Origin of the sequence: Acinetobacter sp. YH12027 (genome assembly GCF_013420085.1) — a bacterium.
Classification (GTDB): Bacteria; Pseudomonadota; Gammaproteobacteria; order Pseudomonadales; family Moraxellaceae; genus Acinetobacter; species Acinetobacter amyesii.
In genome coordinates this window covers 22559-39483 of sequence record NZ_VOYW01000006.1, presented here as the reverse complement: position 1 = coordinate 39483, position 16925 = coordinate 22559, and the positions used below count along the sequence as shown (strand labels likewise).

19 protein-coding genes are annotated in these 16925 nt (G+C 41.9%); 8 read left to right on the top strand and 11 right to left on the bottom strand.

Features of this window, described 5'->3' with window-relative positions; translation table 11 throughout:
• Nucleotides 1–62: 62 nt before the first annotated feature.
• The 4 genes from FTT94_RS02560 (at nucleotide 63) to FTT94_RS02545 (ending at nucleotide 2950) form a co-directional block, all read left to right on the top strand.
• Nucleotides 63–1511, top strand: a complete 1449-nt coding sequence (locus FTT94_RS02560) for a leucyl aminopeptidase (protein ID WP_180010689.1) — start codon at nucleotides 63–65, stop codon at nucleotides 1509–1511.
• Entirely contained in the window at nucleotides 1504–1911 is a 408-nt protein-coding gene (locus tag FTT94_RS02555) for a DNA polymerase III subunit chi (RefSeq protein WP_078189457.1), read from the top strand. Before FTT94_RS02560 ends, FTT94_RS02555 begins: the two co-directional genes overlap by 8 nt.
• Nucleotides 1912–1950: 39 nt before the next feature.
• Nucleotides 1951–2589, top strand: a complete 639-nt coding sequence (locus FTT94_RS02550) for a hypothetical protein (RefSeq protein WP_180170182.1) — start codon at nucleotides 1951–1953, stop codon at nucleotides 2587–2589.
• A 142-nt stretch (nucleotides 2590–2731) separates the two neighbouring features.
• The gene (locus FTT94_RS02545) at nucleotides 2732–2950 is read left to right on the top strand and encodes a hypothetical protein (RefSeq protein WP_180055472.1); all 219 of its coding nucleotides are present in this window, start codon (nucleotides 2732–2734) and stop codon (nucleotides 2948–2950) included.
• Nucleotides 2951–3013: 63 nt separating this feature from the next.
• Here FTT94_RS02545 and FTT94_RS02540 read toward each other — a convergent pair whose 3' ends face one another.
• The 7 genes from FTT94_RS02540 to glnK form a co-directional block, all read right to left on the bottom strand.
• Nucleotides 3014–3559: a VTT domain-containing protein gene (locus FTT94_RS02540; RefSeq protein ID WP_078189460.1), complete on the bottom strand. Its 546-nt coding sequence runs from the start codon at nucleotides 3557–3559 to the stop codon at nucleotides 3014–3016.
• A 112-nt stretch (nucleotides 3560–3671) separates the two neighbouring features.
• Nucleotides 3672–4331 carry a riboflavin synthase gene (locus tag FTT94_RS02535; protein WP_078192598.1) on the bottom strand — a complete coding sequence of 220 codons (660 nt, stop codon included), beginning with the start codon at nucleotides 4329–4331 and terminating at the stop codon, nucleotides 3672–3674.
• Between the two features lie 33 nt (nucleotides 4332–4364).
• Nucleotides 4365–5657, bottom strand: a complete 1293-nt coding sequence (locus tag FTT94_RS02530; RefSeq protein ID WP_078189462.1) for a DNA adenine methylase — start codon at nucleotides 5655–5657, stop codon at nucleotides 4365–4367.
• Nucleotides 5654–6757: a bifunctional diaminohydroxyphosphoribosylaminopyrimidine deaminase/5-amino-6-(5-phosphoribosylamino)uracil reductase RibD gene (ribD, locus tag FTT94_RS02525; protein WP_180170181.1), complete on the bottom strand. Its 1104-nt coding sequence runs from the start codon at nucleotides 6755–6757 to the stop codon at nucleotides 5654–5656. Before ribD ends, FTT94_RS02530 begins: the two co-directional genes overlap by 4 nt.
• 36 nt (nucleotides 6758–6793) lie before the next feature.
• Nucleotides 6794–7252, bottom strand: coding sequence for a transcriptional regulator NrdR (gene nrdR, locus FTT94_RS02520; RefSeq protein ID WP_067763170.1), 459 nt, complete (start codon nucleotides 7250–7252; stop codon nucleotides 6794–6796).
• Between the two features lie 138 nt (nucleotides 7253–7390).
• Nucleotides 7391–8797, bottom strand: a complete 1407-nt coding sequence (locus FTT94_RS02515; RefSeq protein WP_180062768.1) for an ammonium transporter — start codon at nucleotides 8795–8797, stop codon at nucleotides 7391–7393.
• A gap of 61 nt (nucleotides 8798–8858) precedes the next feature.
• On the bottom strand, nucleotides 8859–9197 hold the full coding sequence (gene glnK, locus FTT94_RS02510; RefSeq protein ID WP_067763174.1) for a P-II family nitrogen regulator: 339 nt from the start codon (nucleotides 9195–9197) through the stop codon (nucleotides 8859–8861).
• A 278-nt stretch (nucleotides 9198–9475) separates the two neighbouring features.
• Here glnK and FTT94_RS02505 point away from each other — a divergent pair, with 278 nt between their 5' ends.
• Nucleotides 9476–9703 (top strand): accessory factor UbiK family protein, encoded by a 228-nt coding sequence (locus tag FTT94_RS02505; RefSeq protein WP_078189551.1) that lies wholly within the window; start codon nucleotides 9476–9478, stop codon nucleotides 9701–9703.
• A gap of 66 nt (nucleotides 9704–9769) precedes the next feature.
• A complete protein-coding gene (locus FTT94_RS02500; protein WP_180170180.1) occupies nucleotides 9770–11260 on the top strand; it encodes a YifB family Mg chelatase-like AAA ATPase in 1491 nt (496 codons plus the stop codon).
• Nucleotides 11261–11303: 43 nt separating this feature from the next.
• Here the strand turns inward: FTT94_RS02500 and FTT94_RS02495 are convergent, their stop codons facing one another.
• Nucleotides 11304–12038: a TorF family putative porin gene (locus tag FTT94_RS02495; protein WP_180170179.1), complete on the bottom strand. Its 735-nt coding sequence runs from the start codon at nucleotides 12036–12038 to the stop codon at nucleotides 11304–11306.
• A gap of 396 nt (nucleotides 12039–12434) precedes the next feature.
• Nucleotides 12435–13211, bottom strand: coding sequence for a TorF family putative porin (locus tag FTT94_RS02490; protein WP_180170178.1), 777 nt, complete (start codon nucleotides 13209–13211; stop codon nucleotides 12435–12437).
• A 716-nt stretch (nucleotides 13212–13927) separates the two neighbouring features.
• Here FTT94_RS02490 and FTT94_RS02485 point away from each other — a divergent pair.
• On the top strand, nucleotides 13928–15223 hold the full coding sequence (locus FTT94_RS02485) for an OprD family outer membrane porin (RefSeq protein ID WP_168378238.1): 1296 nt from the start codon (nucleotides 13928–13930) through the stop codon (nucleotides 15221–15223).
• A 102-nt stretch (nucleotides 15224–15325) separates the two neighbouring features.
• On the opposite strand, the gene ppa is transcribed toward FTT94_RS02485, so the two are convergent.
• Together ppa and FTT94_RS02475 are read right to left on the bottom strand one after the other, a co-directional pair.
• Entirely contained in the window at nucleotides 15326–15862 is a 537-nt protein-coding gene (gene ppa / locus FTT94_RS02480; RefSeq protein WP_168378239.1) for an inorganic diphosphatase, read from the bottom strand.
• 114 nt (nucleotides 15863–15976) lie between these two features.
• Nucleotides 15977–16375: an MAPEG family protein gene (locus FTT94_RS02475; RefSeq protein ID WP_078189470.1), complete on the bottom strand. Its 399-nt coding sequence runs from the start codon at nucleotides 16373–16375 to the stop codon at nucleotides 15977–15979.
• A 108-nt stretch (nucleotides 16376–16483) separates the two neighbouring features.
• Here FTT94_RS02475 and FTT94_RS02470 point away from each other — a divergent pair, with 108 nt between their 5' ends.
• Nucleotides 16484–16873: a hypothetical protein gene (locus FTT94_RS02470; RefSeq protein WP_180088837.1), complete on the top strand. Its 390-nt coding sequence runs from the start codon at nucleotides 16484–16486 to the stop codon at nucleotides 16871–16873.
• Nucleotides 16874–16925: the final 52 nt, after the last annotated feature.

Genomic DNA, 16925 nt, shown 5'->3' with positions numbered 1-16925 from the left:
ATTCATATAAATGTTTCAATGGTTTAATGGTTTATAAATTTAAAAAGGTATAAATACCGCACATGAAACTTTCTATTAATACGTCATTCCAAGCGAATGCGTCCAGCCAATATTTGTTGATATTAGTAGATTCTGAGCACGTTACAAATGCAGCTACTTCATATCAAATCAATGATTTAGATAATTTAATTGAAGCAACTCAATTTAAAGCAGCACTCAATGAAAGCCTGCCTTTGGTGGCGAACATTGCCGCTTGTCGCAATAGCGCTCTTTTAGGCCTCGGCAAAGTTGCTGAATTACAGGTCAATAAATTTGCAAAAATTGCACAAACCATTATTAAAGCGTCACAAAAAAAATTCAAACAGATCAGTGTCGATATCTCTGCTCTACCACAAGAACAACATTATTTATTTGCACTTAGCCTGACCCAAGCGGCTTATGCATTTGATGAATACAAGTCTAAAAAAAATGAATTTGTTTTGGAGCAGATCCATTTAATCGCTGCTGAAAGTCCATTAACCACTGCACAGCTTGAATTAATTTCTGCAGTGCAATCAGGTCAAAGTTTTACTCGTGACTTAGGTAACCGTCCGGGCAATATCTGCTTCCCTGAATATTTGGCCGAACAAGCTCAAGCACTTGCAGCTGAATTTCCGGATCAACTCAAAGTGACTGTACTCGATGAACAGCAAATGGCTGATCTCGGTATGGGTGCTTTCCTTGCTGTGAGCAAAGGTTCTGACCGTCCAGGCCGTATTATTACCATCGAATACCTTTCAAATCGTGAAGAAGCACCTGTGGTGCTTGTTGGTAAAGGCGTGACTTTTGATACGGGTGGTATCTCACTTAAACCGGGTGCAGGCATGGACGAAATGAAATTCGACATGTGCGGTTCTGCATCAGTTTTGGGTACCATCCGTGCGCTGTGTGAAGCGAAATTACCAATTCATGTAGTCGGCGCAATTGCTGCTGCAGAAAACATGCCGTCTGGTCATGCCACTCGCCCGGGTGACATCGTAACTACCATGAGCGGTCAAACCGTTGAAATTTTAAATACCGATGCCGAAGGTCGTTTGGTGCTGTGCGATACCTTGACCTATGTAAAACGCTTTAACCCTGCACTGGTGATTGATATTGCAACCCTCACTGGTGCATGTGTTGTGGCATTAGGTTCAGTCCTTACCGGTATGTTCACCCCTGATGATGAACTTGCGGCTGAATTGACTGCTGCGGGTCAACATAGCTTTGACCGCGTATGGCGCATGCCCGTGATTGAAGATTATCAAGAACAACTTGATTCTCCATTTGCAGATATTGCCAACATTGGTGGTCCAAAAGCAGGCTCTGTGACCGCTGCATGTTTCCTTCAACGCTTTACGCGTGAATACCGTTGGGCGCATTTAGACATTGCTGGGACTGCATGGAACTCTGGTGCAAATAAAGGCGCAACAGGTCGTCCTGTACCATTATTAATGCAATTCTTAGCGAATCGTGCTCAATCGAATGGCTAAAGTTAGCTTTTATTTATTTGAAAAAAGTCCTGAACGACAAGTCGAAAGCACTTGTCGTTTATGCCGTAAGATTCTGCGTCAGCCTGTACGTATTTGGCTACATTGTGCTGACCCAGACTTACAGCAACAACTTGATGAACGCCTGTGGAGTTTCGATCACACAGGTTTCATTCCCCATGGTATCGATCAAGCCGAGGCAACGGTCTGTATTTCTGCCCAATTGCCTGAGCAAGCCGACTGGATTGTGTTTAATTTTAACGATCAAGCACTTGAACAGTTCGCAAGTTTTAGTCACATTATCGAAATTATTGAAAATAACGAACCCGCTAAAATTATCGGGCGTGAAAAATATAAACAATATCGACGTTTGGGCGTTCAACCACAGACCCATAAACTTTAACGTGATATTGGTTTTACCCTATTTGCAAGGAGATGCACCATGGCATTGAATGTCGGTCCAGACTTTAAACAGCGCTGGTTAAAAGTACCTGAAGCTATTCGTCAGACCTTTATTGATGACCTTGGTCGCGTTTGCGATGTACTCAATCCCAGTACAGACATTCAACACTGGCTGGTCAATGACCAACAGCAACAGCAAATGTCTTTTGACAAAATTGAGTCTGCCTATGCAGATTTGAAAGCACAGCTGATTGAAGATGCTCGCATTCGTAAACAATTGGCTTTAGAAAAAGCCTTAGAAGAAAAACGTGAAGCTGAACAAGCCTATGCAGAACAACTGAAACGTGACGAAGAGTTACGCTTTGCTGCACAAACGCAAGCGCTCACCATGATGCAGCATAATCTTGATCGTGAAGTACAACACTATGCCGCTCGCTATCATAAAAACCCTGAAACGGGTTTAGCGGGATTAAGCCAAAGCTTATCGGTTAGCGAAGGACAAATGTTGTCAGAACTTGAAAGTGTACGCGTGCGTTTGGAACTTGAGGCAGAAACGCAAATCGAAATAGCCGTCAGTGATTTCCGTGCAAAATTGAAAGCTGCTGCACAAGAAGAAATTGACTATATCTTAGAAAACTCCAATTTTTCGACAGAATCTACATCGTCCCAAGCATCGTAAGCTGTCGATCGAAGTCTGGTCACTGTCATTAAACTGACATGTATTTGCAACATGATGTTCATATGGCTGAAGCATTGTCCCTCAAAACACAATGCTTCAGGCATCCTAAAGATATAATCATGCATCCAGATGGGAATTCAATATGGACATCATTCACCAGATTACCCAGAAAATATCCTCTCTATCTGCTGGAGAACAATGGGACATTCGTGCCAAAGATCTTTGGCTGAGTCATTCAGACTTTCACAGTATTTCGGTTTATCTCAGCCGAGAATCAGAAAAAGGCGGTTTTAGCATTCAGCACCTGCCCCGCAGCTCGCTTTTTCAAACCCTTGATGTGGTGACCGTTACAAAACACTAAATCGTCATCGACTCCATAAAAAAAAGCCCACAACAGTGGGCTTTTTTTATGTCTAAGTTTGGCTTAGACCAAATCTGCAACTGCAGAAACAGTATGTCCTAGGAAATAACCGATACCGAGTAGTAATCCAATCCAGATGAAACCACCCAGCACGTTATAAAACATAAATGTACCGAGGCTCATGCGCGCAGACCCAGCGGCAAAAGGCGCAAAAGAACGCACAAAGGGTACAAAGCGTGCGACTAAAATCGTTTTACCGCCATGCTTCATAAAATATTTATTGGTTTTGACCATATATTCGGGCTTAAAGTAACGTGTGTGCTTATTAAAGTACTTAATACCTAACACGCTGCCCGTATAGTAATTGACGCAGTAGCCCAAGACCGATGCGACAAATAACATCAGCCCCATGGTGTGTAAATGCACCACTTCCGTTGTTGAGCATAATGCGCCGATGGCAAGCAACAGGCTGTCTCCTGGCAGGAAGAACATAAATACTGAACCCGTTTCTGAAAATATCACCAGAAATAAAATGGCATAAATCCACACACCATAATTTTCCAATAACATGGGTAACCACTGTTCCAGATTCAGTAAGAAATCAATCATTATCACCTGTCTGATTATTCATCGTATTTGAAATACCGCGACGCATTATCACCAAAAATAAAAAAACAGTCTAATTTTTCAATCAGACTGTTTGGTTTTCTTCGGTATCAACTTATTTCAAGAAGCCATTTTCAGCGAGAAAATCTAAGCTAATTTTAGATTGCGCCGTGGTCTCAGCGGCTTTATCTCCGAGCAATAAACGCTCAATATAACGTGCTAAAACATCCACTTCCAAGTTCACTTTAGCCCCAGCTTTCCACGTACCGATATTGGTTCGTTCAGCCGTGTGCGGAATTAAATTTAAGCTCAGCACATTGCCACGTAAATGGTTAATCGTCAGGCTAATACCATCCACGGTCACAGAGCCTTTTTCTGCTAAATAGCGTGCAATTTCTTTCGGTGCGGTCACTTCAAAATAAATTGAACGTGCATCTGAACGAACTTGAGTGATTTCACCCACTGCATCGACATGACCACTGACAATATGTCCACCAAAACGCGTGGTCGGCAACATGGCTTTTTCCACATTTACTGCCTGCCCTGCTTTCCAGTGTTCCAAAGTGGTCCGATTTAAACTTTCACGTGATACATCAGCTGCATACCAATTGCTACCAAAGTCAATCACGGTTAAGCAAATGCCATTGGTGGCAATAGAATCCCCCAAATGCACATCCGACATGTCTAAATCTGTCTGGATACGCAAGCGGACATCGCCACCCACGTTTTGAATGCTTTCAACTTTACCTAGACTTTCAATAATGCCTGTAAACATGTTCAATCCCTGAAAAATATGGGGCGATGATTTTTACCACAAATCAAGTTGCGTGCTCACGCCAGAGGTATCGACACCACCTAATTCTGCAAAATGGTGCAATTGACTCAACAACTGACGGATTGGTGGACCTGATTTGGCATGCGTATCCGTGATGACAATAAACTCTAGTACGCGTGCACGTTCAGACTGACGCTGCTTACTCACGCGGTAACGTGGTACATCTTGCGTCAATAAGCTTACTCGGCCACGTTTTAAATTGGCTTGTAACAAATCTGTGGCGCTGATATTACCATCGGTTGAATAGCTCGTCAGGATGTAACGTGCATTGATGGTTTCTAATAATTTTTCATAAGCTTCTTTCGCATGCTTCGAAGAATTATATGGACTTGGACGTTCTTTACGCCATGCACGATCGATTCCGCTCTTAAAACCCTTGGTGTCTGGTGTTGGTAAATCCACCTGATCCCATAACGTTAAAGCATTCAACACATGGTAGTTACTGCTGTAAGCGTGCTGGTTATACGGTGGATCGAGATAAGCCACATCCACTTCAAAGCCACTCATTTGATTAGCCAAATGCTGTGCGTCGACACACCACATTTCAGCGGCGGGTTTTTTCGGATCACCAATTTCACAAAAACGACTTGGAGTCAGCCATAACAAAGAACCGATACGATCCAAGGCCGCTTGGGTTTTACCGCCCCAACCATGATGGAAGCTTTTAAATACACCGCTGGTATTGCTGACAAAACTTGCTGAATACAATAACGGTGCTAATAAAGCACTCATTTCCACATCATCAATTGCGCCTTGAGCTTGCCAAGTTGCAATTTGCTGACGAATCGCATCGATGCGCATGCCGTTACGACGTTTAAAGAATAAACGGTCACGTGCAGGATCGTAGATTTCATCATTACGTGGACACAAGTTATGGGTCACCCAACCTTTAACTTCTGGCAAACGGTTCAGATAATCAATCGCTTTCTGATAGCCACCCAACTCTTTAAAAGCAGGTGCTTCAACGCAAGAGAGAATCGCGCTGTTCAAGGCATGGCTGTAGGGTTCCCAGTCATTGGCAATAACACGATAGCCGTTTTGACGAGCCAACCGTGATACCACACCCGAACCTGCAAAAAAGTCTGCAAATATCGGCGCACGACCATCTTCGCGTTTTAAGGTTCCCGTTTGCTCAAGTGCTTCTAAAATCAGATGTAATAGGCGGCGTTTGTTTCCCAAATAAGGAACCAACTGATGGAAAAGATATTCGTCTGTGGTACGAGCCGCATGACGACGTTTGTGATAAACCGTAGACTCTGAATTCATAGCGTCTCTTGAGAAGGGATTAACCTTAAGCGAATGTCATCACCCAATTGAGTGACATCTTTCAGCTTAAATCGAAGCTGCTCTGCCATGCGGTCAAATTCCGCATTAAACATCGCACGTGCTGACTGACCCAACAAGGTCGGTGCAACATAACTGATCATTTCATCGATCAAATGTTCTTGTAAGAAAGCGGTCGAAAGTGTCGCACCGGCTTCCACAAGGACATCATAAATTTGGAACTGTTGAACGCATGCTGCTAACAGATCGACCAAAGGCTGAATTTCAAATTGTACCACGCCCAAGTCAGCAAGTTCCTGACGATATGGCCCCATGACCATCACGGTTTCAGGTTGCTGCAATATTTTTGCGCTTAATGGCAAGCGGCCTTGGCGATCTAGCACGATACGTTTCGGCTGAACCACGCTTCGCATATCAACAGCATCATCGAGTTGACGTACGTTGAGTAAGCAATCATCTGCTAATACTGTTTCAATCCCAGTAATCACAGCACCTGATATCGCACGCCAATGTTGTACATCTTGTCGCGCCATTGCACCGGTAATCCATTTAGACTCACCCGAGGCCATCGCTGTGCGTCCATCAAGGCTCGATGCGACTTTGAGGCGGACATAAGGCATGCCCGTCGCCATGGCTTTTAAAAAGCCCAAGTTCAATTGATGCGCTTCTGCTTCACAAATACCCGTAATCACTTCAATGCCAGCATCACGTAGGATTTGTACACCTTTACCCGCAACCAATGGATTCGGATCGGGACAGGCCACAACGACTTGAGCAACACCTGCTTCCACCAAGCCTTTGGCACAAGGTGGCGTACGTCCATAGTGTGCGCAAGGCTCCAAAGTCACATAAGCGGTTGCGCCACGTGCGGACTCACCTGCATCACGCATTGCAAAGACTTCTGCATGCGGCTGACCCGCTTTGGGATGAAAGCCTTCACCAACCAATTGACCATCTTTGACAATCACACAGCCCACATTGGGATTGGGACGAGTGCTGTATTGCCCCTGCTGTGCCAATGCAATTGCACGCCGCATCCACTGTTGATGCTGCTGCAAAGTCACTTGATCTAACTCAGACATGTAATCACTCATGATAAAAATGGAAGCAGATGTGCATTAGTGCTCACGCTGCTGCATTTGTTCAATTTGACGACGAAAAGCTTCTACATCTTGGAAGTCTTGATACACAGAAGCAAAACGTACATAAGCCACATGATCTAAAGCAAACAAAGACTGCATGACAATTTCACCAATGGTGCGTGATTTCACGTCACGTTCACCCAAACGGCGAATTTGCAATTGAATATCACTGAGTACCGTTTCAATTTGCTCTTGCGTTACTGGACGCTTTTGCAAGGCATGCATGAGCGAGCGGCGGAGCTTGGCTTCATCAAAAGGTTCGCTCTTTGAATCAGACTTGATGACACGCGGCATCACCACTTCATAGCTTTCAAAAGTTGTAAAACGTTCACCGCAACTAATACATTCACGGCGGCGGCGTATCTGACAGCCTTCAGCAGCAAGACGTGAGTCAATCACTTTACTGTCTTCAGCGTTGCAAAATGGACAATGCATAGCGGTTAAATTGAACAAATCCGAATGGATTTAGAGTGTAGCAAAAATTTTGAAATTTGTAGAGCTTTACGCTAGATATGGAAAAAAAACAGCCCTTTCGGGCTGTTTTACACAATATATTGATTTACTGTGATCTTATTATTCTACACGTTCACCATGTTGACTTAAGTCTAGACCCATACGTTCGTCATCAGCTTCAACACGGATGCCAATCACTAGATCAATCACTTTCAAGATAATGAATGTCATCACTGCTGAGTAAGCAATAGTCGCTAGTACGCCTTCGACTTGAACCCATAATTGATGCATTAAGTCGCTCGGTGCTTTATCACCCATGATGAATTCGCTGGCAAAGAATGCTGTAAGGATCGCACCCACGATACCACCGACACCATGTAGACCAAACGCATCCAAAGAGTCATCCGCTTTCAACGCACGTTTCAGCGCAGTAATCCCCCAGAAGCAAACCACACCACCGATCAGACCCATCGCTAAAGCACCACCAACTGTTACGAAACCTGCCGCAGGTGTAATCACCACAAGACCTGCTACTGCACCAGAAGCACCGCCCAAGACAGACGCTTTACCACGAACCACTTTTTCAGTAATTAACCATGCCACTGCTGCTGCTGCTGCTGCAACTTGTGTTACCACCAATGCATAACCAGCGGAACCATTTGCACCTAGTGCAGAACCACCGTTGAAACCGAACCAACCTACCCATACAAGGCTTGCACCGATGACAGTTAGCGTTAGATTATGTGGTGCCATAGATTCACGGCCAAGCCCCATACGTTTACCAAGCATGTACGCTGCAACGAGACCCGCAACACCTGAGTTGATGTGAACAACCGTACCACCCGCAAAATCAAGCGCACCGTCGTTACCTAACCAACCACCGCCCCATACCCAGTGGGTAATTGGTGCATAAACCACGATACTCCAAATTGCGATGAACGCAACGAAAGCACCGAATTTCATACGTTCTGCAATCGAACCGCTAATAATGGCAACGGTAATGATGGCAAATGTCATTTGGAAAATAACAAAAAGAATCTCTGGAATCGTACCGGACAAGGCTTCTGTGGTGATACCCGACAACATAAATTTGTCTAAGCTACCAATAAAGGCATTACCTTCACCAAATGCTAAGGTATAACCCACAATCACCCACGTTAAGCTCACGACACCTGCCGCAACGAAACTGTGTGCCATGGTGCTGAGTACATTTTTCTTACGGACCATACCGCCGTAAAACAATGCTAAACCGGGAATTGTCATAAGTAGAACAAGTGCAGTGGATACTAAAATCCATGCTGTATCACCTGTATCGAGCTTAGGTTCTTCTTCTGTAGGTGCTGGTTCTGCAGGTGCTGGCGCTGCTTCAACTGGAACTGCAGCTTCTGTTGTATTTAGCGTTGTTGTATTTGCAGTATCAACTACTGTGACTTCTTCTGTAGGTGCTGTTGCGCTTTCTTCAGCCCACGCAACAGAACCACCTAAAAGTGCACTGGACAAGCCGAGTGCAATTAGCATTTTTTTCATTCGTATCCCCCGACCTGATTTTCTGAGTTATTAGCTACTCAGCAAACTTCATGCCAATTTTTTAAACGGCATCTGCACCTGTTTCACCAGTACGGATACGGATGACTTGTTCCAGATTGCTTACAAAAATTTTACCGTCGCCAATTTTTCCTGTGCTTGCAACACGAGTAATTGATTCAATTACGGTATCGACCATTTCATCACTGATTGCGATTTCGATTTTTACTTTTGGTAAGAAATCAACCACATATTCAGCACCACGATAAAGTTCAGTGTGACCTTTCTGGCGACCGAAGCCTTTAACTTCAGTGACAGTGATCCCTTGAACACCATTTTCAGAGAGTGCTTCACGCACGTCATCTAATTTAAAAGGTTTTACAATTGCAGTTACGAGCTTCATGTTTTGTTTTCCTTCGGCTTATTTCACCTGTAAGGTTTTATGTTCAATTTTCATGCCAATATGACTACAGTCGGGGGAAAATAGTCAGCCCAGCATGAGATTTCTTTATAACCTATTTTATACGGATAATCTTGCGTATGCTTATAAAAATAGACGTTTTTACTAGAAGAATTACGATTTTACTGATCGATTAAACGCATATTTAAATAAAAGCACTATGGTCATGAATGTGGCGATGTTAAACTGCTGCCACCAATTCACTGAGGATGGTCAAAACAATGATTGAAACCTTATTACAAGCGATATTAGAACAAATCGATCAGCCGAAAAAAGACGTCGAACATAATCTTCGCAGCTTACTCAATGAAGCTGTGAGCAAAATGGATCTCGTGTCGAAAGAAGAAATCGAACGCCAACGTACTGCACTGAATAATGCCAATTTACGTTTAAATGAATTGTTGAAACACGTCGAAGAACTCGAACAAAAAATTCAGAACAAAAAATAAGCACCTTTTTAGTGCAACAAAAGACGCATAACGATTAAAAATAATGCACCATAACGGAACAATAATATGTCTTTTGCCAAAATCTATACTCGGGGTTTGCTCGGCTTAAATGCACCCCAAATTGAAGTTGAAGTTCATGTCAGCCAAGGCCTACCGTCATTGACCATTGTGGGCCTACCTGAGGCCGCCGTCCGTGAAAGTAAAGACCGTGTCCGCTCTGCGATTATTAATAGCGGCTTTCAGTTTCCGACCAAACGTCTGACCATTAATCTAGCACCCGCAGATTTACCCAAAGATGGTTCACGTTTAGATCTCGCCATTGCTTTAGGGATTCTGATCGCGTCGGGACAACTTCCTGAAAATGCAGCAGATGGTTTTGAATTTATTGGAGAATTGGCACTTGATGGTTATTTACGACCTGTCAGTGGCATCTTAAGTATAGCCATTGCCTGTCAGCATATCGGGCATCATCTGATTCTACCGGCACTCAATGCCGATGAAGCGGCGCAACTGCCGGAGTTCCAAGTCTTTCCTGCTCAGCATCTTAAGGATGTATGTGAACATTTGAGTCGTTCAGCCTTAATCAGCAGCCACCCCTCGACATCGTCAGCCAATCAACACAGTTATCCCTTTGATTTATCTGATGTGAAAGGTCAACTGAGACCACGTCGTGCTTTAGAAATTGCGGCGGCTGGCGGTCATTCCCTGCTATTTCGTGGCCCTCCAGGCACAGGTAAAACTCTACTCGCCTCGCGTTTAGCCAGCATTCTTCCGCCCTTAGATATGCAAGAAAATTTGCAAGTCGCGAGTATTTATTCCATTGCAGGTGCAAATCATCATTTTGGGCAGCGTCCATTTCGTGCGCCGCACCATACTGCGTCTGCGATCGCCCTCGTCGGAGGCGGATCAAATCCTAAACCGGGTGAAATCACCTTGGCACATTTAGGAGTTTTATTTTTAGATGAGCTGCCTGAATTTGATCGAAAGGTGTTGGAGGTATTACGGCAACCACTCGAATCCAAAGAAATTGTGATTTCACGGGCTTCTCGTCAAATCACCTTCCCTGCGAATTTTCAATTGATCGCAGCAATGAATCCTTGCCCATGTGGCTATGCCTTTAACCAAGACTGCCGCTGTCAATGTAGTGCTGAAAGTATTAAACGCTATCAAAACCGTATTTCAGGTCCATTATTAGATCGTATTGATTTACATATAGATGTCCCGCCACTAGCAGCGCATGAATTACAAAGTTCGCAAGAGGTTGAAAGCTCAAGTACGGTTAGGCATCGTGTCATTCGTGCCTATGAGTTACAAATAGATCGCCAGCAAAAATCCAATATGGCACTGACGCCGACGCAATTGGAGCAACAAGCAGTTTTGGATGCTACTGCACAGAATATTTTACAGTTAGCCCAGCAGAGAATGAATTTATCTGCGCGTGCCTATCATCGGGTGTTACGTGTTGCCAGAACCATTGCCGACTTGGCTCAAAGTGAACACATTCAAGCTCAACACGTTTCTGAAGCGCTGTCCTATCGAAGCCAACTCAATGCTTAAAAAAATGGCGACCTAAGGTCGCCATTTTTAATGCTTTTTAACATTAGAATTCGTATTTCAAACCAAATACGACTTTATTCTTTTGTTTTTCATCCGCACGGTCATAACCACCAACTGTGTAATTCATGCTTGCGGTAACACCTGTATCTGCTAAAGGCTTGCTTAGACCAATATCAAAGTGACGGAAACCAAAGCTTTCTGTTGTTCCTAAAATATCTTCAAAATCACCTGAATCTTGATATGCATATAAACCAAGCGCGGTATCTAGACTGAAGTCTTTAGGAAGTGCATAGCTATATGATGCTTTGATATAAGTATCACCTGCATTACCCCATGAAACATCTTCAAGCAAAGTTTGCGCTGTTAAGCCAAAATCTTTATAGCTTAGCCCAAGCATTGTTTCTAAACCGTTTGCATCACTTGTATCAATATCATAGTAATAGTAGTAAGTTAGACCTGCTGTGTAACCAAGATCATCATTAATTGAACCGTTATAGCCCGCATAAAAATCATTTTCAAAACCATTCGGGTCATCACCATAGTTTAATGTTGAACCCCACCAACCTGCATAGAAGCCTGATGCATGGCTATAATCCAAACCACCTTGGATTGTCACATCTTTATTTTCAGGCACATTGGTAATACCACGTAAATTATAGCTAGACAGTACGCCGATATTTCCAGATACAGAATGCTCTGAAGCAGGTGCTTCAGCAAATGTAAACGTCGATGCTGCTCCTAGTACAGCGATTGATAAAGCTTTAAGTGCAAATTTCATGGTTTGTTCCCCCACATCGTGCGACGACGTATTTTTTGGTTATTTCGTTGAACTCAATGAGGTATTAGCAAGCGCTGTGCCATGTTTAAAAATAAGCGCATATTTTTTTTATAATAGCCACCATTTTGGTTTATCAAAAACCAATATATTACTGTTTTTATTTATTATTTTTTAATTATTCTATTTGACCTTTTTTCTCTTTAATTTATTTTAGAATGCAGATTTTCATCTATTTAGATTATTTAAATCTTCGGGTTGATAGTTGTAATAGGATTTTAAAAATGCGCTTTTTTGAGTATATTTTTTCAACACCGATCTCAAAAATGCATAAAAAAAGTGCACAATCACCATTATGCACTTTCAAGAATATGACCGAATACGATCAACTCGTTAATGTTAGAAAGAATAGGTCAATCCAACCACAACGTTATCGTCTAATTGCTCACCTTCACGATCTTTACCGCCCCATACATAGTCAGCAGCAATTTCAAATCCAGTATCAGCAATCGGCTTACTCAAGCCTAAACGTGCTTCAGTGAACACCACATCTTCTGTGGTTGTTAATAGGCTGTCATCACGACTGTCATTAAAAACAGAAACGCCGAGCGATGAATTTAATGAAACATCATAAGGTAATGCATAGCTATAAGCAGCATTCAGATATACATCACCTGCGTTGCCATAATTAACATCAGACAACAATACAGCCATGCTTGCAGTTAAATCTTTATAACTAATGTCCTGAATAAATTCGACGCCCGTCGTGCGACGCTTTTCAGATCGGTCATCGTTATACACTGAACCGCCACCTTGATAGACATAAGCCATCACTTGTGACTTATAGCTCCAATCTTCATTCACTTCACGTCCATATCCGACATAGAAATCATGTTCAAAACCATGTGACTGACTATCGTCCGTAGGGTCATAGTTGAGTGTAGAACCCCAATAACCCGCGAACAGCCCACTGTTGTGTGCATATTCAAGTCCGGCTTGTAATGCTGCTTGATCATTTTCTTCACTCGCACGGTACACATATTTGTTTACCACGCCCACACTTCCAGACCAATTCCCTTGTGCCGTTGTAGCTTGCTCAGTTTGTTCTGCAAATACAGGGACTGTACCTAGGGTCACTAAAATACTTAAAATTGCTTTTTTATAAAATTGAATCATGTTTAGTCCCCACATCGGATCGATCGTGGATTGGGTTGAGTAAAATTTAGCGCCGATTTTAATCGATTTTACCGCACTGTATAGCCCCTTTTTTCTTATTTTGATAAATTAAATCATTTAAAAACAAAGGTAAGATTATATAAAACAGTAAAAACCAAGCTTTTGATTCATAAAATATCTTTTATAACGTTCAAGTCTTTAACAATGATTTAATGTTTTCATTTATATGTATTTATCACGATTAATATCATCTTTTATTAAGCTAGATTTTTAAGGAAAACATTTCTGACGACTTCGCTAAAAGTCATTCTCTATTTACAAAAAACACGCCAACGGTGCTTACTGTGCCTGAATATAGATGCCATGCACCTCAGCAGTTTTTATACTTTTTGATCAAAATACCAATTTAAATTCAGCACAAATTGTCGCGAAGAGTAATGATAAATCAGCAAGTTAAATGAAAGTTTTTACCATTTTTTATATTTTTTTATGATAAGCAATGAATAAACTTCTCTTTAGATTAATATATATTCAATTTAAATAAACTATTTGTTAAACAACAATAACATACGAAACATTTGCTTATTACAGATTGACCGATTGTCTGAATGTTTTCTAACTTTAGTGTAATAAGCGCATTAAAAATAGTGATTTTTTTAAGAAAAAATATACAATCGCACTACATATTAACCAAATTTGCATGAGGCTCTCTCCCAATGCTTAAAGCTCAACAACTAACACTTGCAGTATTAGTAAACGCTGCTCTTATTTCTACTGCTTTTGCTAGCGAACAAAGCGAATCTAAAGGCTTTGTGGAAGATGCCGAAGGCTCTGTATTGTTCCGTACAGGTTACATTAAACGCGATAAACAAGATGTAAATCGCGGTGACGATACAAGTTCTTTTGCACAATCAGCAATCGTGAAATTAGAGTCAGGCTTCACTCAAGGTGTTGTTGGCTTTGGTGCCAATGTTGTAGGCGATGGTTCATTTAAAATCGGTGAAAACAAACATGCTGGTAATGGCATGATTCCACAACATAACGACGGCTCAGCGTATGATCACTGGGCACGTGGTGGCGCAAGTGTTAAAGCTCGAGTATCAAATACTACTGTTGAATACGGTACCCAAGTTCTTGATATTCCAGTGCTTGCATCTAATACAGCACGTATGGTACCTGAATACTTCACAGGCGTTTTAGCGACAAGCCATGAAGTTGAAAATCTAGAAGTTATTGCGGGTAAATTCACTAAAAACCAATATTCAGACCAAATTAATTCTGACGGTAACGATCTAGATCGTGCTGTGGTTTGGGGTGCAAAATATAAGTTTAACGACCAACTTAATGCATCTTACTATGGCTTAGATAGCAAAAATGCGTTGGATCGTCATTACATTAATGCTAATTACACTATTCCGTTAGCTGAAAAACGCTCTTTAAATTTAGACTTTAGTGGTTATCACACAGAATGGGACAAAGCAGCTTCAACCTATTCTTCATCACTTGGTGATACAAATGTAGATGGCCGAAGCAACAATCTATGGTCATTGGCAGGTACATTAAATCAAGGCGCTCACTCAGTCATGCTGGCTTACCAACAAAACACTGGTAACACAGGTTATGACTATGGTAGCAATGCTGACGGTGCGCAATCTATTTATGTAGCCAACTCGTACCTTTCTGACTTTATTGGTAACCATGAGAAATCGGCACAAATTCAATACAACTTAAACTTTGCTGATTACGGCGTGCCAGGTTTAAATTGGACGACTGCTTATGTATACGGCTGGGATATCAAAACTATTAAAAATGGTGTAGAGACATCAGACGATGCTAAAGAAAGCGAATTCTTTAACCAAGTGAAATATACTGTTCAATCAGGTTTTGCTAAAGATGCTAGCCTTCGTTTACGTTATTCACACTACCGTGCAGACCAAGCATACAATGACGTATATATGGCTGACACCAATGAATTACGTGTATTCTTAGACATCCCTGTGAAATTATTTTAATTTCGCAGCTAGTCTAAGATAGCGAAAAAAAACCTGCACACTGTGCAGGTTTTTTTATGAGCATCGTTTTCATATAAAAGCGATGCTCAGCTTAAAACAATATTATTTGTTCGCAGCTTGGTAAGCTTCAATTGAGCTCAGTACTTCTTGTTTCGCAACATCAGCACCTTCCCAACCACTTAACTTAACCCATTTACCAGGCTCTAAGTCTTTGTAGTGTTGGAAGAAATGCTCAATTTGATTGATCAACAATGCAGGAAGATCGGTATATTCTTGAACATCTTTATAAAGCGGAGTCAATTTGTCGTGTGGAACAGCAACAAGTTTTGCGTCAACACCACCGTCATCTTCCATGTTCAATTTACCAACAGGACGGCAACGAATTACAGAACCTGGCTCTACTGGATGTGGAGTTACCACAAGTACGTCTAATGGGTCACCATCCAAAGATAATGTATTTGGAACATAACCATAGTTCGCTGGGTAGAACATTGCAGTACCCATGAAACGGTCTACAAATAACGCATCAGAATCTTTATCGATTTCGTATTTGATTGGTGCTGCATTTGCAGGAATTTCAATAATGACATAGATGTCGTTTGGTGCATCTTTACCCGCTGGGATATTGCTGTAGCTCATAGCATCACTCTTTAAACAAGTTAAATCTTTTAATCCGGCACAATTATAACGGTTTTATCGCTTTTTTTGTGATTTTAGCGATCATGCTGATAATTTAATCATCAAGCTGAACATTTAGCTTAATTTAATGACCAATAACATCAGGCAAATTGGGCATAACATCGACAAGGTCCAAATGATTGAACGTAAAGTTGCCCAATTCGCTAAATAACATAGCCCATAAATAACGCGTAAAACGAGATAGGCAATCCCAAAGGTCATGATGTATTGCTGATGAATCACCATGTATTCAGCCATTAGAATAGCCGCAATAAATAAAGGTAAACTTTCAAAACTATTTTGCTGCACTGCATGTGCGCGGCTCGCCAATCCTGTAGAGCGCGCTAAAACTTCACGTGGATTTTGATTATCACTCGACTTAAAACCTGCAGCTCGCTTCGCAATAAATGTAAATACATATGGCAATAAACAAGCGGCCAAAATGAGATAGATGATCCCACTGATGCTGTGCATGTGTTTTTTCTCAGGAAGATTTTTATGGCTGCTATAATACCATGGCATTTCGTGAATAATTTTTGTTAAATATAGTGTTTTTATAATCGGCAGATGAAAGGATCCTCTATGAGCACTTCTGATCGAGATCAATTATTTGAAGTTCTTGAAGAGCAAAAACGCCATCAGCTTCGCGTCGATCGTGTCTTAAAAATCGTCATTCCTGTGACTGCATTTTTACTAGCTGTGATCTGCGCCAACTTAAATGTCTGGTCGACTGTTTTCAGCTTTGTCATCATGTGGATTGCATTCTATGCAGTTTCCATCAAGCAACTTCCCCTTTGGCATTGGGTCATTGTCATTGCACTATATTGTTTAGTCGACAATATTTTAACCTATGGCAGCTATAACCAATCCGGCTTTAGTCGTCAGTTCGGTGCGATGTTTATTTTCTTAGGTGTTTTTGGAGTAGGACGTCGCTACTTTGATCGCTGGTCGATGAATAAAGGCAAGCTTTAATGAGCTAAATTTAAAGCGATAAAAAAAGCGCCCGAAGGCGCTTTTTTTATGC

Excerpts from the sequence above, each read along its gene's own strand:
- FTT94_RS02560 (WP_180010689.1), top strand. The coding sequence starts at position 63 with ATGAAACTTTCTATTAATACGTCATTCCAAGCGAATGCGTCCAGCCAA.
- FTT94_RS02555 (WP_078189457.1), top strand. The coding sequence starts at position 1,504 with ATGGCTAAAGTTAGCTTTTATTTATTTGAAAAAAGTCCTGAACGACAA.
- FTT94_RS02550 (WP_180170182.1), top strand. The coding sequence starts at position 1,951 with ATGGCATTGAATGTCGGTCCAGACTTTAAACAGCGCTGGTTAAAAGTA.
- FTT94_RS02545 (WP_180055472.1), top strand. The coding sequence starts at position 2,732 with ATGGACATCATTCACCAGATTACCCAGAAAATATCCTCTCTATCTGCT.
- FTT94_RS02540 (WP_078189460.1), bottom strand. The coding sequence starts at position 3,559 with ATGATTGATTTCTTACTGAATCTGGAACAGTGGTTACCCATGTTATTG.
- FTT94_RS02535 (WP_078192598.1), bottom strand. The coding sequence starts at position 4,331 with ATGTTTACAGGCATTATTGAAAGTCTAGGTAAAGTTGAAAGCATTCAA.
- FTT94_RS02530 (WP_078189462.1), bottom strand. The coding sequence starts at position 5,657 with ATGAATTCAGAGTCTACGGTTTATCACAAACGTCGTCATGCGGCTCGT.
- ribD (WP_180170181.1), bottom strand. The coding sequence starts at position 6,757 with ATGTCTGAGTTAGATCAAGTGACTTTGCAGCAGCATCAACAGTGGATG.
- nrdR (WP_067763170.1), bottom strand. The coding sequence starts at position 7,252 with ATGCATTGTCCATTTTGCAACGCTGAAGACAGTAAAGTGATTGACTCA.
- FTT94_RS02515 (WP_180062768.1), bottom strand. The coding sequence starts at position 8,797 with ATGAAAAAAATGCTAATTGCACTCGGCTTGTCCAGTGCACTTTTAGGT.
- glnK (WP_067763174.1), bottom strand. The coding sequence starts at position 9,197 with ATGAAGCTCGTAACTGCAATTGTAAAACCTTTTAAATTAGATGACGTG.
- FTT94_RS02505 (WP_078189551.1), top strand. The coding sequence starts at position 9,476 with ATGATTGAAACCTTATTACAAGCGATATTAGAACAAATCGATCAGCCG.
- FTT94_RS02500 (WP_180170180.1), top strand. The coding sequence starts at position 9,770 with ATGTCTTTTGCCAAAATCTATACTCGGGGTTTGCTCGGCTTAAATGCA.
- FTT94_RS02495 (WP_180170179.1), bottom strand. The coding sequence starts at position 12,038 with ATGAAATTTGCACTTAAAGCTTTATCAATCGCTGTACTAGGAGCAGCA.
- FTT94_RS02490 (WP_180170178.1), bottom strand. The coding sequence starts at position 13,211 with ATGATTCAATTTTATAAAAAAGCAATTTTAAGTATTTTAGTGACCCTA.
- FTT94_RS02485 (WP_168378238.1), top strand. The coding sequence starts at position 13,928 with ATGCTTAAAGCTCAACAACTAACACTTGCAGTATTAGTAAACGCTGCT.
- ppa (WP_168378239.1), bottom strand. The coding sequence starts at position 15,862 with ATGAGCTACAGCAATATCCCAGCGGGTAAAGATGCACCAAACGACATC.
- FTT94_RS02475 (WP_078189470.1), bottom strand. The coding sequence starts at position 16,375 with ATGCACAGCATCAGTGGGATCATCTATCTCATTTTGGCCGCTTGTTTA.
- FTT94_RS02470 (WP_180088837.1), top strand. The coding sequence starts at position 16,484 with ATGAGCACTTCTGATCGAGATCAATTATTTGAAGTTCTTGAAGAGCAA.